Source organism: Gemmatimonadaceae bacterium (genome assembly GCA_035633115.1).
Lineage (GTDB): Bacteria > Gemmatimonadota > Gemmatimonadetes > Gemmatimonadales > Gemmatimonadaceae > UBA4720.
Window position 1 is genome coordinate 200,292 of record DASQFN010000058.1, and the last position, 16,774, is coordinate 217,065.

General features: G+C 61.1%; 13 protein-coding genes. 9 read left to right on the forward strand and 4 right to left on the reverse strand.

Features of this window, described 5'->3' with window-relative positions:
• Positions 1-109: 109 nt before the first annotated feature.
• The 3 genes from VES88_08290 to VES88_08300 form a co-directional block, all read right to left on the reverse strand.
• Positions 110-2,953, reverse strand: a complete 2,844-nt coding sequence (locus VES88_08290) for an insulinase family protein (GenBank protein ID HYN81486.1) — start codon at positions 2,951-2,953, stop codon at positions 110-112.
• A 210-nt stretch (positions 2,954-3,163) separates the two neighbouring features.
• Positions 3,164-4,123, reverse strand: coding sequence for a VOC family protein (locus tag VES88_08295; protein ID HYN81487.1), 960 nt, complete (start codon positions 4,121-4,123; stop codon positions 3,164-3,166).
• Complete coding sequence (locus VES88_08300; protein HYN81488.1) at positions 4,120-4,593, reverse strand: MarR family transcriptional regulator; 474 nt, start codon at positions 4,591-4,593, stop codon at positions 4,120-4,122. Before VES88_08300 ends, VES88_08295 begins: the two co-directional genes overlap by 4 nt.
• A gap of 215 nt (positions 4,594-4,808) precedes the next feature.
• Here VES88_08300 and VES88_08305 point away from each other — a divergent pair, with 215 nt between their 5' ends.
• The 7 genes from VES88_08305 to VES88_08335 all read left to right on the forward strand — a co-directional run bounded on the left by VES88_08305 (position 4,809) and on the right by VES88_08335 (position 11,933).
• Complete coding sequence (locus VES88_08305) at positions 4,809-5,324, forward strand: hypothetical protein (protein ID HYN81489.1); 516 nt, start codon at positions 4,809-4,811, stop codon at positions 5,322-5,324.
• Between the two features lie 209 nt (positions 5,325-5,533).
• Positions 5,534-6,586, forward strand: coding sequence for a hypothetical protein (locus VES88_08310; GenBank protein HYN81490.1), 1,053 nt, complete (start codon positions 5,534-5,536; stop codon positions 6,584-6,586).
• A 4-nt stretch (positions 6,587-6,590) separates the two neighbouring features.
• Positions 6,591-8,090 (forward strand): MBOAT family protein, encoded by a 1,500-nt coding sequence (locus tag VES88_08315; protein ID HYN81491.1) that lies wholly within the window; start codon positions 6,591-6,593, stop codon positions 8,088-8,090.
• Between the two features lie 124 nt (positions 8,091-8,214).
• On the forward strand, positions 8,215-9,204 hold the full coding sequence (locus tag VES88_08320) for a glycoside hydrolase domain-containing protein (protein HYN81492.1): 990 nt from the start codon (positions 8,215-8,217) through the stop codon (positions 9,202-9,204).
• 32 nt (positions 9,205-9,236) lie between these two features.
• The gene (locus VES88_08325; protein HYN81493.1) at positions 9,237-10,157 is read left to right on the forward strand and encodes a class I SAM-dependent methyltransferase; all 921 of its coding nucleotides are present in this window, start codon (positions 9,237-9,239) and stop codon (positions 10,155-10,157) included.
• Positions 10,158-10,202: 45 nt separating this feature from the next.
• The gene (locus tag VES88_08330) at positions 10,203-10,865 is read left to right on the forward strand and encodes a dienelactone hydrolase family protein (protein HYN81494.1); all 663 of its coding nucleotides are present in this window, start codon (positions 10,203-10,205) and stop codon (positions 10,863-10,865) included.
• Positions 10,866-11,933 (forward strand): maleylacetate reductase, encoded by a 1,068-nt coding sequence (locus tag VES88_08335; GenBank protein ID HYN81495.1) that lies wholly within the window; start codon positions 10,866-10,868, stop codon positions 11,931-11,933.
• A gap of 170 nt (positions 11,934-12,103) precedes the next feature.
• Here the strand turns inward: VES88_08335 and VES88_08340 are convergent, their stop codons facing one another.
• Positions 12,104-13,474, reverse strand: coding sequence for a M20/M25/M40 family metallo-hydrolase (locus tag VES88_08340; GenBank protein HYN81496.1), 1,371 nt, complete (start codon positions 13,472-13,474; stop codon positions 12,104-12,106).
• 53 nt (positions 13,475-13,527) lie between these two features.
• Here VES88_08340 and VES88_08345 point away from each other — a divergent pair, with 53 nt between their 5' ends.
• On the forward strand, positions 13,528-15,384 hold the full coding sequence (locus VES88_08345; GenBank protein HYN81497.1) for an ABC transporter ATP-binding protein: 1,857 nt from the start codon (positions 13,528-13,530) through the stop codon (positions 15,382-15,384).
• On the forward strand, positions 15,381-16,718 hold the full coding sequence (locus VES88_08350) for a hypothetical protein (GenBank protein ID HYN81498.1): 1,338 nt from the start codon (positions 15,381-15,383) through the stop codon (positions 16,716-16,718). The genes VES88_08345 and VES88_08350 overlap by 4 nt, the downstream gene beginning before the upstream one ends.
• The last annotated feature ends 56 nt before the right edge of the window (positions 16,719-16,774 follow it).

Genomic DNA, 16,774 nt, shown 5'->3' on the forward strand with positions numbered 1-16,774 from the left:
GCGGAGATTTCAGCCCACGCGCGGTGTTCCGTCTTAGCGCGCAGCGGCCAGCGTTAAGCGGTCAGCGGGTCGCGTGTAGTTCTCAGTTGAAGAGTGCGCTCTCCCGCTTCTATTGTCGCTTGACCGTCTCGGGCAGCAGTACGAACCGCGCGTAATTCGCGGTATTGAAGTACTGCCGAGCCGCCTGCTGCAGCTGCGCCGGCGTCAGCCGCTTCACCATCTCGTCGTAGACGCTCGTCAAGCCGGCCAGGTCCTCGCCGGCCGCGTCGCGCGCCAGGATGTTCGTGAGCCAGTACGAGTTCTGCTTCGTCTCAACCTCACGCGAGCGCAGAATCTGCTCCTTTACCTTGTCGATGTCGCTCTGCGGAGCCGGGTTGACCTTCAGTGAGTCGATCAGCGCAAACACCGCCTTCGTCAGCGGCTCGACGTTCTCCGGCGACGATCCGAACGACACCGAAATCGCGTACTCCGGGCGCGGCTCCCGGCTGCAGCCGCCGCCGACATTCGGGCTGTACGTGCCGCCGAGCTTCTCACGCAGGGTTTCGTTCAAACGCATCTGAATGAGTGTAGTCAGCGCGCGCAACGCGAACCGGTTTTCCGGCGTGCTCACGCAGGCGCCGGTGAACTGAATCAGAGTATTCGCCTTGGGCTCGGTGCCCTTCCGAACGGTGCGCTGCACGACGCCCTTCGGCGGAGCAACGCCCGTATCGCGCCAGCTTTCCTTCCGGCCCAGCGACGGGAGACTAGCCAGATACTGCTCGACGTACGGCTTCAGGGTCGTCGTATCGACATTACCGACGAATACGAACGTGAAGTCGCTCGCATCGGCGAATCGGTCCTTGTAGAAGGCGAACGACTTCGCGGGATTCACTTCGGCAAATACCGCCGGCGTGAACGGCCGGTCGCGAACGCTGTGCTGGCTCATCGTGACCTGCACGGTATCCCTGAACACTTCCTCGGGTGACGATCCGCGATTCGCGAGGAAGGGTGTGACCTGATTCTTGAACGCTGCGAATGCGACACTGTCGAGGCGCGGCGACGTAAAGCCCAGATAGATGAGCTGGAAGAGCGTTTCGAGATCCTTCGGCGAGCTGCGACCGTTCAATCCCTCGGTGGTTTCGGAGATCGTCGCGTTAACGCCCACCGCTTTCCCGCTCAGCTTCTTCTCGAGATCGATCCGGTTGAACGTGCCAACGCCGCTCAACCCCATGATCTGCGCCGCGAGATCGGCGGACACGACATCGGCGTCGGACGCGAGTGAAGTCCCCCCCTTGCTGTACGCGCCGACAAGCACTTCGTCATCCTTGAAGTCCGTTGGCTTGACGATGACACGCGCTCCGTTTGAAAGCTTCCACTCTGTGGCGCCGATGCTCGCGATTGTGCGCGTGCTCAGCACCTTGCCTGGCTTTGGCGGATTGGCGAGAAGAGCTTCGGTGGAGAGATTCTCCGCGTAGGCTGCGATGGGCGCTTTCGATGCACGATCGAACACCGCAAGCAGCCCGCTCTCGGTCGGCACAGGCACACCGGTTTTCACCGGTGTCTGAGCGATGATGACGCGGTTCTCGTCGGTGATCCAGCTGCGCGCGAGCTGGTTCACTTCCGCGAGAGTAACCGTGCCGGCAATCGACTGAACGAGCTTGTACTCGTATTCGATACCGGGGATGCCCTCCTCCTCGAGGAAGTGGCGGATGTACTCATCTGCGAACTGCCCAGACTGCGTCTTTTCCCGCTCGGCGTACGCGCGCTCGTATGAGCGGACGAGGTTCTGCTTCGCGCGGTCGAGCTCGGATTGGAGAAATCCGAACTGGTCAACGCGGCGTGCTTCCTTGAGCAGCGCTTCGAGGCCTGCCTCGATACCGCCGTCCTTCACGCCCGCAGCAAGTGCAAAAGCTTCCGTTGTCCTGGCGAAGAAGCTGCTCTTCGACGCGCTCGCGCCGAGGAAGGGTGCATCCGGCTTCTCGGCGATCTCGGAGAAGCGATCGTTCAGCATCTGCAGGTACAGTCGCTCGACGATCTCCCGGCGATAGTCGCCAACAGTGCGCAGCGAGGTAGCGGGAAGCTTGAAGATGACGTTGACACCCGACGAAGTCGCTTCCTTGTCGCTTGCAATCGCGACAAGAGGCGTCTTGTTCGCCGGAACGTCGTAGCTCACCCGCCTGGGCGCATTCTTCCGCGCGGGTATGCCGCTGAAATGCTTCTTTATCTGCGCCTCGATTTGCGCAACGTCGAAGTCCCCGACAGCGACCACTGCCATCAGATCGGGGCGATACCAGTCCTGGTAGAACGAACGAAGCTTCGACGGAGTCGCACCCATGATGCTCTCTTCGGTACCGATCGGAAGCCTCACCGCGTAGCGCGATCCCTTGAATGCCACAGGCAGCCACTGCTTGAGCATTCTTTCGTCGGCGCCTTTCCCTCCGCGCCATTCCTCGCGAACGACACCCCGCTCGTTCATCACCTCGGTCGAGTCGAATATCTGGCCGTGTGCCCAGTCCTCGAGGATCGTGAAAGCCTGCTCGATGATCCGCGCCGTGTCCGTTGGAACAGGAAGAATGAAGACTGTCTCGTCGAAGCCCGTATAGGCGTTGAGGTCGGCGCCAAACCGGACCCCGATCGACTCGAGATACTTGATCAGGTCATTCTTCGCGAAGTGCCTGGTGCCGTTGAAGCCCGTGTGCTCCACGATGTGGGCGTATCCGAGCTGATTCTCATTCTCCAGGATGGAGCCTGCGTTGATGACAAGCCGAAGCTCTGCCCGCTTCTCGGGTTTTGCGTTCTGCCGGATGTAATAGCGGATGCCATTGGGCAGCGTTCCGATTCGCACTTTGCTGTCGACAGGGAGCTTCGTGTCGAGCGAGGGCGCCGAGAAAGTCGCTGGCGCGAGCTGCTGTGCAGGACTGAAAACGGGTAGAAGAAAAGCGACGGCTGCAGCGAGCAAACGAAGTCGTGGCATGTATGTCGGGGAAGGGGGCTATTCGGCGTCACCGGTACCGGCGACGGCGGAGCTGATCCAATATGCCAGTCGCGTGAAGCGAATCGTAGTGGCGGAAGCCCGCAATACATTTTTCTTACACGGTAGAGGCCACCGGTTAGGCCGATGAGGCGCCACTCGACGAAGGCGGCTTCCTGTTCGAAAACCTCTACGCGATGTTCGGCGGAAGGATCAGCTGACTGATTCCGCGGGGGCGATGCGGAGCGGCGTGCCCCACGGATCGGCTGTCCTCCAGCTCTGCCGATCGGCGTCGGCGTGAACGGAGTAGCCGCCGGCCTCGAGACTTTGCGCGGCGGCAGCCGCATCAGCCGGGGTCGGAACCACAACGGTCCATTCGAGTAACCGGGCGTCATTCTCCTCCGAGCGCGGCGCTCCCGTCGCCCACGTGTTCGTTCCCAGATGATGGTGGTAGCCGCCAGCCGCGAGAAAAAGTGCGCCCGGATAGCTCCAGACCATCTTGTCAAACCCGAGCCCCCCGTGATAGAACGCCTCGGCTTCGGGAATGTCCGCAACGTGCAGGTGAACGTGGCCGATCTTCGTGCCGGCCGGCATTCCGCTCCATGGAACGTCACCCGCTGCGTCGACCAGGCTCTGAACGTCGAGCGGATCGGTGGCCATCGCGAGCTGTCTCCCCTCGTACTTCCAGGTACTCCGGTCACGGTCGGAATAAACCTCGATGCCGAGACCATCGGGGTCCGTGAGATAGAGAGCCTCGCTCACGAGGTGATCCGACATTCCCGCGTACGCCCCGATGCTGGATAGATGCGCGACGAATCGACCCAGTGACGCTCGGTCAGGAAGCAGAATCGCGTAGTGATACAATCCAAGCCGCCCGCGCCGTGGAACTGCGTGCGCTCCAGGCAGCTCGTGAAGCTCGATGAGAACCGTGTCATCGCCCTGCGCGGCCAGCGAAGCGCGACCGGTGGACTGCGCGACCACGCGCAACCCGAGGACCTGCTGGTAGTACTCCAATGAGCGCGCGAGATCGGCGACCTGCAGACGCACCGGTCCAAGCCGCGTGTCGTCTGGCAAGCGGTACTTTTTCGGGGCAATACCGTAGGGAAGATCGTTGCGCGGTGTCGGCGTCTCCGCCGTCGAGCCAGCAATGCCTTTGGTTTGGGATGTTTTCATGATGACTCCCTCTCTCGTGCCTTGGCGAGGAGTGTGATGAGTGTTCGAAGCTCTGTGCGGGTCATATGTCCGAGCTGCTCCTCGTGCGCCTTTGCGATCGGTGCCTCGAGTTTCTCGAGCAGCGCGAGGCCAGTCTCGGTGATCCGACTGTTGACGAGACGCCGATCCGTCGAGTCCCGCTCGCGTTCAACGAGTCCAGCCTCTTCCATCCTGTCCAGCAATCGGGTCACATCAGGTACCTGAGAAATGAGCCGCTCACGAATGTCTTCCCGGCAGAGGCCATCAGGGCGGGCGCCCTTAAGAATTCTGAGAACGTTGTATTGCGTCGGTGTGATGTCGAACGGCTTGAGCGTCTCGATGATCGCGTAGCCGAGCACGGCGTCGGTGCGGTGGATGCTGAGCATCGCCTCCTGCTCGAGAGTGTGGAACGGCTTCGACTGTTTGATCTCGTCTTTGAGCTTTATGGTCATGATGTAAATATATGTGTTATAACACAGAAAGCAACTTGCCCGAAAACACGACTTGACCGATTTCGGGGTCGCTCCTATCGTCGGATTCGGAACGGATGGCTCTCGGTACGGTAGAACTGAAGGCAGCGACAACGTGACCCGCGGGTCGACCGCTCGTCTGTCAAAGGCAGAGGAGCATCAGTCGACCCGTTCGTTTTTTCTTTCATCCGACATCAATGAGAATCACCGCCCTTTGCTCGACTGCAGCGCTTGTCGCTACTGGATGCATCCAGGACCTGTCCGGCCCGCCTGCCGTTGAGACGATTCCTCTCCGGGCAACCATCACGCCGGATAACCGGTGCACCGTCGAGACCCTGGGCAGGACCTATACATCCATCGGACATGTGCGCGGAGCAACTCCGCCTACCTTCACCGGAACATTGGAGAACAGTGGCTTCCACGCGGTGGGTTGCTGGGTCGCGATGAGTGACGGCACAGATGGAGATTTCGTCCTCTTGTTCTCGGGCGATTCGTTCCAGAAGCCCTTCGAGGTCGGCAGTTACCTTCCGCGCTTCGAGCCGCCTTACGGCTCTTCGGAAAAGCTGGTGAGCGTCTCGTTCCAGACGGTTGCCCTGCCGGACCATCGCCTCAAGACCGTCGATCAATCGACGGGCGCCGTAACGATCGAGGCTGCCCCGGGCGGGGGAAGGATCATTCGCGTTGACGTGAGCGTCATCAAGTACGAGGGCTGACGGCGCGCGAGGTTCATCGTCCACAAATTGCCCGAAACAGCCCTGATCCGAGGATCGGGGCTTTTTTTTGTGGAACCGATTCGGCGGGTTCAGCTGATTTGCCGGGCTAGGCGATTCGCCGGATTCGGCGGATCCAGCTGATTTAGCGCTAGACCGATCGGCGCGCCCATTGGGCGTTGCCTTCGCCGCTCGGGGGAAGTCATTCAGGGATGACGTCCCCCCTCTATCGTGGCGTTGCGACGTTCTGCGGAGTTGTTACCGCGCTGATTGTTCTCGAGCTCGGTCTCAGGCCGCTTGCCACACCCGATCTGCCTCCATTTGCGCGGCCGGCGCTGGACGCTTTCGACGCGCCGGTTGTCACCACGCGCCAGCTGGAGGAAGGAATCGCCGAGGCTAACTTCTCCGCCGCCGGCGCTCGTCTAACTGGAAATCCGACGTTATCCGGCGCGCCGCTCATCGTTGTTCTCGGTGACTCTCACGTTGTCGCCCGCGAGATAGGCGACGGTGAGACAATGGGTTCCTGGATCGAGCGTCTCGCGCGGCGCGAGCGCTACTTCCTCAACGTCCGCCAGTACGGGTGGCGCGGCGCTTCTCCGCCGCAGTACCTGATGGTTGCTGGCGACGTGCGCGACCGGTGGCGGCCGGTGCAGGTCGTAGTGATTCTCGACGGCGACGACCTTGGCGCCGACCCGCTCAATCGCCGGTTTCCCCGGATGCGGATCGGGCAGGACGATGCCGTCGAGATCGTTCACTCACCGGACGTGAATCCCGACACGGCCATAAATGGCGGGCGCTTCACAGTCGCGATGCTCGCACGGATGAGATGGCGTCGCGTCCTCGAGCGGGCGCCGAAGAATCTGCGGGCGTTTCTCAACACACCCGTCGAGCCCCGTGGACCGGCTCCGACGCCGGAGATGCTCGCCGCCGTCCCGCGTGCCGGGGTGAAGGCTCTGGCGAAGGCGTACGGGCCAGGTCTGCTGATTGTCTATACCGCTGACGTACGAGTCAAAGGTGGCGAGCGGGTCGATGACGGAGAGGAGCGTCTGCTCTCAGCCTGCGCTCAGTATCACGTGCGGTGCGTGTCGATGCGCGAGACGATGCTCGCGGCGCGGCGCGCGGGCCACGTTGTGCGAGGGTTCCAGACGACGACGCTCGGCGTCGGCCACCTCAACGCGAAGGGACACGAGCTGGTCGGGCGGGCGATCTGGAGTGCAGTGCGTCCAGAGATGCCGAGAAGCATGGTCCAGATGGCAGACGGGTAGCGAGATGCTTTTCATCTCCTGGGAATTCGTTGCCTTTCTCGCGATTGTGCTGGCCGGGCTGCGTGTCATGCCCACGCGTGAATCGAGGCAATGTCTACTTCTGATCGCCAGCGCAGTGTTCTACGGATCCCACACGCCGTGGCATTTGCTGGTTCTCGCTGTGCCGAGCCTGATCGACTTCGCCTGCGCCGTGCGGATCGAAGACACCGAGGATCCCGCTAAGAGAAAACAATGGCTGATGCTGAGCCTCGTCTCGAATCTGGGACTGCTCGCCTACTTCAAGTACGCTGATTTCTTTGCCGACACGATCGGAGATCTCCTCGGTGTCTCTACGATACCGCTCGGACTCGCGCTGCCGCTTGGGATCTCTTTCTTCGTCTTCAAGACGCTGAGCTACACGATCGACGTCTATCGCCGCGAGATACCGGCGTGCAGGAGCATATGGCGTTACGCGATGTTCGTGTCGTATTTCCCGGAGCTCGTCGCGGGTCCGATCGTCCGCGCATCCGTGTTCCTGCCGCAGATGGACCGCAAGCTCGAGCCGTCTCGCGAGCGTACGATGGTCGGACTGCAGCTCATTCTGCTCGGCGTGACGAAGAAGCTGTTCATCGCCGACCGGCTGGCGACACTCGTGAACCCGGTTTTCCTCGCGCCGGAAGGGTATTCGCAGTTCACGGTTATCTCAGCAGTCGTGGCGTATTCGCTCCAGATATACTGCGACTTCTCGGGATACTCCGACATTGCCATCGGCGTGTCGAGAATTATCGGCTTCGATCTCCCCGAGAATTTCAACATGCCTTATATCGCCAGGTCGGTCACTGAATTCTGGCGGCGCTGGCATATCACACTCTCACAGTGGCTGCGCGACTACCTGTACGTTCCGCTCGGAGGCAACCGGAAGGGTGCTCGGCGCACATACATCAACCTCATGCTCACGATGCTGCTCGGCGGGCTATGGCACGGAGCGGCGTGGACATTCGTTGTGTGGGGACTGCTGCATGGAGTCGGTCTTGCCGTTCACAAGATCTGGACGCAGCAGGTATCGCAGGGACGCCAGCCATTTCATGGCGTTGTCGGGTGGCTGACGACGTACGCGTTCGTCTGCGTCGGATGGGTGTTCTTCCGCGCGGCCGATTTCGGGACGGCAATGCTGATGCTGCGAAAGATCGTCGGCCTCGAGCCGGGCGGAGCGAACTGGGTTTATCTGCCGCTTCTCTTGATCGTCCCGCTTGTCGTCGCTGCGCACGCAGCCGGTGTGTGGATTAGCGAGCAGGAGAAGCGAACGAACACCTCGCCGGAGATGTGGATTCCCGCTACGGGCTTTGCGTCGCGGATATACGATGCCGCCGCCGGCATAGCTCTCCGTCCGCATCGCGCGTCCGGTCTCTACATGCTCCTGCCGCGTCCGGGATTCGTGAGCGCATTCGTGCTGACTGTGTGGCTGGTCGGATTATTTCTGTTCTCGCCCGTGCATACGCGGCCGTTCATCTACTTCCAGTTCTGATTGCCGCATCACGCGCCCTGATTTCTCGCTCCGTGGCAAGCTCACAAATCTTTCCGAGGCGTGAATTTTCACATGCGCAATGAGGGCACTTTTCGATCGCACCACGTGTAGGACATTCGTGCCCATGACAAAGCTCAAGATGGTCGCGACGCTCACGCTCGCAATTCCGCTCCTCGTCGTTCCCTACGACTTCTCGCGTACGCTCAGCGATCCCGTCACTGAAGTCGGTGACGCGATTACTGCTGCATCCGAGCAGATCGTCAGCAACGTTCAGCGCACGAGCTATCTCGGGTTCGACACGTACTCGTATCCGGGTGACGAAGCGATGCGCGCCTGGCGCGACGAGAGTGTTCCCTACGAGTGGGTCGGGTATTACCTGCCGTCCCCTTGCCACAGGAGCGATTCGTGGTCGGGCACGCGCGAGAAGCTCACCGGCATGGGTTGGGGACTCGCCGTGATCTACGTCGGGCAGCAGGCGTGGGCCAAAGTCCCGCCAAAGAAGATCGTCAGGACGAAGTACGTCACGAAAAGGGTCAAGGTCACCACTCGACGAAACGGCAAGCGCGTCACGAGATACGTTCGGAAGCGCGTTCCGGTCAAAGTCGTGACGTACGCTCGCGCGAAGCAAGGCTCGAACTGCTCGACTCGTTTCGTAAGTGGTGCGCGAGGGCATATCGATGCACGCGACGCAATTACACGCACAGCCGCCGAGGGATTCCCCAGGGGCACCGTGATATTCCTCGACATCGAGCGAATGGACTCGGTCCCGAAGTCGATGCGCGACTACTACAAGTCGTGGACGGCAAGCGTGCTCGCGGACGGCCGCTACCGCCCGGGATTCTACACACACAACCACAACGCGAAGCTCGTGTACCGCGACGTTTCGCGGGTGTTCGTCTCCGCGGCGATTTCCGCTGAGCCGCAATTCTGGATAGCCGGCTCGCGCGGATTTTCCGAGGACAGCGAGCCGCACGAAGTAGGGCATTCGTTCGCCAACGTCTGGCAGGGCGTCCTCGACGTGGTGCAAACGCACAACGGCGTGAAGCTCCCGATCGACGTCAACGTAGCCAGCGTACCGTCACCCTCCTCGCACCAGTACGCTCTGACCGACTAGTTCAAGGCGGCGGGAATGCCGCATATTTAGTCATGGGCAGGATCAAGCGCGCCATCCACAAGGTCCTGTTCTCCCAGAAATCCTTCGAGTTGTTTCAGCGCCACGGCATCAACGTGACGCGACATCATTTCTATAATCCCATCCCGGACACCCAGGCTCTGGCCGCAGACGAGGCGATGTGGGAAGAGGAAGCAAAGCTCGCGGGCGTCGATCTGAACGTGGAAAAACAATTACAGCTGCTCAGTGATGTTTTTCCACGATTCCAGCATGAATACGACTTCCCGTTGAACAAGACTGCGACGCCGCATGAATACTTCATCAACAACGGCGCGTTCGGGCTCGTATCAGCCGCCGTGCTGCACGGGATGATTCGGCATTTCTCTCCGCGAACGATCATCGAGGTAGGATCGGGAAACTCGACATACGTGTCGGCACGAGCGAGTCTCATGAATGCCGCGGATGGACACTCCACAAAGCTGATCGCGATCGAGCCATATCCGAAACGCGTATTGAAAAAGGGATTTCCCGGCTTGGCGGAGCTGATTCGCAAGAAAGTGGAACATGTGGGAGCAGATTTCTTTACTCAGCTCGAGGCCGGTGACATTCTTTTCATCGACTCGAGCCATGTCGTCCGCATGGGCGGCGACGTAAACCTTCTCTTTCTGGAAGTGCTTCCGACGCTGAAGAAGGGAGTCGTTGTCCACATTCACGATATTTTCCTCCCCCACCATTACCCGAAGGATTGGGTAGTGCGAAAGCAGAACTTCTGGACCGAACAATACCTCCTGCAGGCCTTTTTGATTGGAAACAGAGATTTCGAAGTGTTGTGGTGCGGCAGCTATGTCTATTCGAAGCATCCGGAGAAGCTGAAATCAGCATTTCCGCCTCCGAATGGGTTGGGATTTGGTGACAACTATTTCTCGAGCAGTTTCTGGATGAGAAAAGTTGACTGACGGCCTCATTTCTCGAGCGAGGAACAGCTGGACGGACGACGCCCAATGAGATCGCGCGATCCAGCCACCTCGCCCCATCGGGGACAGCCCGTCCGCACCGCGGGGGCGACGCTCGAATCCGCCAAGGCGGCGATGGTGATGCTGCATGGTCGCGGCGCGACAGCCGAAAGCATTCTGACGCTCGTTCAGGCGATCGACACGGCGGGATTTGCTTACCTCGCCCTGCAGGCAGCGGGGAATACCTGGTATCCGAATTCTTTCCTTTCTCCTATTGCTTCAAACGAACCCGGTATTACTTCCGGATTGGCGGCGATCGACGACCTGCTGAAGCGGATTGTGGACGCCGGCATTCCGCTCGAGCGGACGATGCTGCTCGGTTTCTCACAGGGCGCCTGCCTCTCGCTCGAGTACGCCGCCCGTCACGCGCGCCGATATGGCGGCTTAGCAGGCCTGAGCGGCGGCCTGATCGGTCCTGATGACACGCCGCGAAACTATCCCGGATCCTTCGACGGCACTCCGATCTTTCTCGGCTGCAGCGACGCGGATTTTCATATTCCCGCTCAGCGCGTTCACGAATCCGCGCGCGTCCTCCGGAAGATGGGCGCCGACGTGACGATGAAGCTCTATCCCGGAATGGATCACATCGTCAACGAAGATGAAGTGCAGAAGGTCCGCGAGATGATGGCAGCTGTTCTCGCCGACGCTTAGATGCGATTCACATTCGACGCGCTCCCGGCGCGCGTCGTTTTCGGCGCCGGCTGCTTTTCGCAGCTCGCCGATGAGGTCGACAGACTCGAAGCGAGAGCCGTTCTTCTGGTCGGGAGTCGCGGGCGAGGCAATCTTCTGGAGCGCGCGAAGGAGCTGCTCGGGGAAAGGGTCGCGGGGGTTTTCGACGAGGCTGTGATGCATGTTCCGGCGGAAGTTGCGGAACGTGCGCGTGATCAGGCGAAGACAGCCCGAGCTGATTCGATTGTGTGCATAGGCGGCGGCTCGTCGATCGGTGTCGCAAAGGCCGTCGCGGTCACAACGAGTCTTCCTATCGTCGCTATCCCCACTACATACAGCGGATCGGAGGTCACTCCGATCTGGGGTTTGACGAAAGGCGGAATCAAAGAGACCGCACGCGATGCGCGCGCGCAGCCGCGAACGGTGATCTACGATCCGGAGCTGACGCTGAGGCTCCCGGTCTCAGTGTCGGCCGCGAGCGGCATGAACGCGATCGCGCACTGTGTCGAAGCTATGTACGCGCCTGACGGGAATCCGGTCACGACACTGATGGCCGCGGAAGGAATACGCTCCCTGGTTTCCGCACTGCCTTTGATCGTGACCGCGCCCGACGATCTCGACGCGCGAACGCTGGCGCTTTACGGAGCGTGGATGGGAGGAACCGTGCTCGGCATGGTGCAGATGGGACTGCATCACAAGCTGTGTCACACACTCGGCGGGAGCTTCGATCTCCCGCATGCAGAGACTCACGCAGTTCTTCTTCCGTACACAGCGGAGTACAACGCTCCTGCGGCGGTCGAAGCGATGTCACGCGTAGCCGGCGCGCTGGGAGCTTCCGACGCGCCTGCGGGCTTGTTCGAGCTAGGCCGCCGACTTCCGATTCCTCGATCACTCGCGGAGCTCGGAATACGCGAAGACGATCTCGAGCGCGCGGCGGAGATTGCGGTGGAGCGACCATATCCGAATCCGAGGCCGGTTACTCGCGAGGGTGTTCTGTCGATTCTGCTCGAAGCGTTCGAGGGAGTGCACCTCGGCAACGATCTCGTTTAGGCGAGATCTGTGCGCTAGCCACAGAAACACAGAATCACAGCAGCGTTTCTTTGGGACAGCTCGTGCCAATCCGGCGGCGCTCGCCAAACTGAGTTCAATCAAGAAAAAACGGCTGCGAATCGACGCCGAAAACAGCAGGTGATGCCTTCTGTGCTTCTGTGATTCTGTGGCTAGCGCACAGATGCCTTCCTGGTATGAGCGAGTCGGTTGATCAGTACAGCAGCTCTCACGGTCGCTCGAGGAATCGACTTCAGGTTGACCGTCTCGTCAGGAGTGTGCCCCGCATTGCCAACCGGTCCGAGACCGTCAAGCGCGTCGACGTAGCTCGCGACGAATGAGATATCGCCGGCGCCGCGAAGCCCCGGGTCCAGCGCTTCGGTCGGTCCCATGCCCAACGCGCGCGTCACGGTATCCAGCGTCGCCAGAAGCGCATAGTTACCGGGAGTGGGAGGCATTGGTGGCGACTCCACTGAGAATGTGATAGCCGCCGAAGTTCCCGCGAGATTCGTAGCCACGATCTCGCGCATCCGGCTGCGTGCTTTGTGGAGCTGCTCGAGCGTTAGAAACCTCAGGTCGCCCTGCACCTGAACTGTCTTCGGAATGATGTTGAGCTTCCCCGAGGCAGTTCCAGAATTGAGTGTCGTATCGTACGCCACGTTCGTTCCGCCAACGATCACGCCGGGATTGAATGTCAGGTACTGCTCGCCCGCCATAGTTTCACGAAAAGCGTTGAGGATGCGCGCGGCCTCGTAAACCGCGCCGTAGCCTGAGGCCGCCGAGAAGATTCCCTGTGAGTGCGACGGCTTGGCGCTCACGGTGAGTAGCCACGAGCTCCACCCGCGGCGCGCGACCGTCGCTTTGCCGGCATCCTCTTCGAATGCGAGGACCGCATCGCTCCGCTTTGCGGCGTCGATCAGGGCGGCCCGCGAAACGCTGAATGGCTCGCCCGCAAGCTCTTCGTCGCCCATCAGGGCCACAATGATGTCGGTGTCCTCGAGCGTTCCGGCTGCCGCCATGGCCTTCAGTGCATAAAGAATGACGGCGTCGCCGCCCTTCATGTCGCTCGAGCCGGCGCCCTTCGCCGTGGAGTCGTCGAGTATTGTCCATTTCTGCCCCTCGCCCTCGAACACCGTATCGAGGTGGCCGAGAAGGAGCAGCCGCCGGCCCTTCCTCGGTTTGCGCGCCTTGTGCTCGGCGAACAGATGACCCGCGCGCTTCACTGAATCGGGGAGCGAAACCCAGCGCGTCTCGAATCCGAGTGAACGAAGCTCGCGCGCGAATTCTTCGCCCACTGCGCGGACGCCGGCGTGATTCATCGTGCCGGAGCCGATGTCGACCACCCGCCCGACAAACGCGATCTGCTCCGCAACGTGCTGCTCCACGTAACTCTGCATCCTGCGTTCGGCGGGCGAGAGCGACTGCCCAGCAGCGGCCAACGGAGAAGCGATCAGCAGCAGTGCGATTGATCGTATTAACTGTGACGTAGTCGGCATGTGATTCGATGTGTAGGAGAAGTGCTCGAACAATTCAGCGCGGCTCATGTGAGCGCAAGCTCCTTCGCTCAGTGAGACAGGATCGCTAGATTCCGCACATCATGGCTGCTGAACCGTCGAAGAAAATCAACTACAGCAGGGCGTGGGCGGAGGCGCGCGAGCTCGTCTGGCAGCACAGGCGCTCGCTTTCCATCGGCCTCGCGCTGATGCTCGTCAATCGACTCGCCGGCCTCGTGCTTCCCGCGAGCTCGAAATACCTCATCGACGACGTCCTCGGGAAAAACCGCGCTGATCTGCTGGTGCCGCTCGGGGTTGCGGCGGGCCTCGCCGTGCTGATCCAGGCTGTCGCGGCGTACGCGCTCTCGCAGATCGTGAGCATCGCCGCGCAGCGGGCCATCTCCGACATGCGGAAGACCGTTCAGTCCCACGTGCTTCACCTTCCGGTATCCTTCTTCGATTCGACCAAGACCGGCGTGCTGATCTCGCGCATCATGACGGATGCTGAAGGAGTGCGGAACCTCGTTGGCACGGGACTCATACAGCTGACTGGAGGAATGGTCACCGCGGCGATCGCTCTGGCCGTCCTGTTCTACCTCAACTGGAAGCTGACTGTGATAACAATCGTCATCCTGCTTGCTTTTGGCGGGATGATGGCTGCCGCCTTTGCGAGGCTCCGACCGTTGTTCCGCGACCGTGGAAAGCTGAACGCCGATGTCACCGGGCGCCTCGCCGAATCGCTCGGCGGTATCAGGATCGTGAAGGTCTACGTAGCGGAAGAGCGTGAAGACCGGATCTTCGGCGAAGGAATAGACAAACTGTTCGCCAACGTTGCCCGCACGCTCACGGCCACGTCGCTCGTCGGCGCCGGGGCGACGCTCATCGTCGGCGTGATCGGGGTGATAATGATCATCGTGGGCGGAAACGCAATTCTCGCCGGCACGATGACGCTCGGCGGCTTCGTCATGTACATCTTTTTCATCGGCATGGTCGCCGCGCCGCTCGTTCAGATTGCGTCCATCGGCACGCAGATCACGGAAGCCTTTGCTGGGCTCGACCGGATTCGCGAGATCCGCGAGATGCGCACGGAAGACCGCGACGACGCGGCACGCGCTCCGCTCGGCGACGTTGCCGGTACTGTCGAGTTCGACCATGTGACGTTTTCATACGTGCCCGGGGTACCCGTTCTGCGGGATGTTTCATTCCGGGCGGCGGAGGGTTCCACAACCGCGCTGGTCGGGTCGAGCGGATCGGGCAAGAGCACCCTCATCGGGCTGGTGATGGCGTTCCACAGGCCTGACAGCGGAAGTGTGCTCGTCGACGGCCGCGACCTCGCTTCAGTCAGACTGCAGGATTTCCGGTCCCAGCTCGGCGTCGTGCTTCAGGACAACTTCCTCTTCGACGGAACCATCCGCGAGAACATCGCATTCTCCCGCCCGGATGCGAGCGACGAAGAGATACGCGAAGTGAGTCGCATAGCTCACTGCGATGAATTCATCGACCGATTCGACGCTCGATACGAGACCGTCGTCGGCGAGCGCGGTGTGAAGCTTTCCGGCGGACAACGTCAGAGGATTGCGATCGCCCGGGCGATTCTTGCCGATCCGAGAATTCTGCTGCTCGACGAGGCCACATCGAGCCTCGACAGCGAGAGCGAGGCGATGATTCGTGACGGGCTGCGGTCGCTGCGTCGCGGGCGTACAACTTTTGTCATCGCTCACCGACTTTCGACAATCGAGAGCTCTGACCAGATACTCGTGCTCGAGGGCGGTGAGATCGTCGAGCGCGGAGCGCACACAGAGCTCATCGCGATGCGCGGCCGGTATCGTCAGCTCTACGACAGGCAGTACGGCCTCGAGCACGATCTGTTCATCAATCCGGGAGAAGACCCGACGCCGAGCACGCCCTCGCCGAGAGAGGAGCTGGCTCAGGTTGTTCGCGCGCCCAGCGGAAACCTGTGAGTGCCTGGTGGATTCGCTTCGCGGCCGGAGCTGCTCAACTCTTCGCCGCCGCAACGCAGGCTCAACATCCCCCGGGCCATGATTCACCGGACTCGAGCGCTGATGCGCCGGTCGTGTTGTCCCTTGGCGCCCAGGCGACAGGCCTTCTCACAGTGGCGTCGCCGGCATACGCGAATCGCACTCTTCGTGAGGGATACCTGACTCAGCCGATGGTGATGGGTATGCTCTCGGCGCTGGACAGCCGCATCGCTGTTCACGGTATGCTCGACTTCGAGGGAATCACACTGCAGCGAGGTGAGCTCGATGCAGGAATGCACGGCGAGGGATACGTCGATCGCAGGCACCCGCACACGTATCTGCACGAGCTTGTCGCAAGCGGAGTCGGGACGCTGAAGCGAACGCGTTTCTCTCTGGCGGCAGGGAAAGGGTTCGTCGCATTTGGAACCGACGATCCGATGGTGCGGCCGTTCGTGAAATACCCGGCGAATCATCACATCGCGCAAATCGTCGAGCGTCTGCTGGCAACAGTTGCGGTGAGACAGGGCCCGCTGCTGTTCGAAACGTCGCGCTTCAATGGCGATGAGCCCGTCTCGCCGAGCGACTGGCCGAATTCGGACCGCTTATGGGATTCGTGGTCCGCTCGTGCAACGGTGTTCCCTGCGGTCGGGCTGGAGGTGCAGGCGAGTCATGCGAGGGTGAAGTCTCCCGAGCTCGACGGGGGAGGCGGACTCGATCAGCGGAAGTGGAATGTCTCACTTCGATTTGCAGACGAGCGGGCACTCCCCGGCAGAGAGGGCGAGCGGCCGGTGGGACACGATCACGAGTTGCATTCAGCGATGCAGACGACTGATGACACGGTCAGGACGTGGCGCCGGTATGGACTTGTCGAATGGGGTCGGAGCGCCGATTACGACGCAGGGGAAAAATTTTTCAGTTTCACGACAATGCTTGCCGAAGGAGAGCTCGCTCGCGGGTGGCTCGCAGTGGCCGCACGACTCGAGCGGACGGAACGGCCCGAGGAAGAGCGGCTCAGCGATCCCTTTCGGACTCAGCGCCCTGCGACGGATTTCAGCATCCTCGGCCGGACGCGGTGGGACATGGCTTCCGTGCGACTCGGCGCAAGGGCGTGGAGCTCGAGCTCGGTAGCGCTCACGCCATTCATCGAGATCGGCCGGCAGCATGTGACCGACCTCGCCACGCCCTCGGCTTTCGTTTCGAGGGACTTCTACGGCTCGAATACTCTGTGGAGCTACTCCGCCGGAATGACGATCTCAGCTGGAACAATTCATCGACGGACAGGCACGTACGGTGCAGCCGTGCGGCACGCGCACTAAGGATGGGTTTGATCCGCCTGGGTTTCGGCGGAACCGCGCGCCCATGTCGGTGTTGG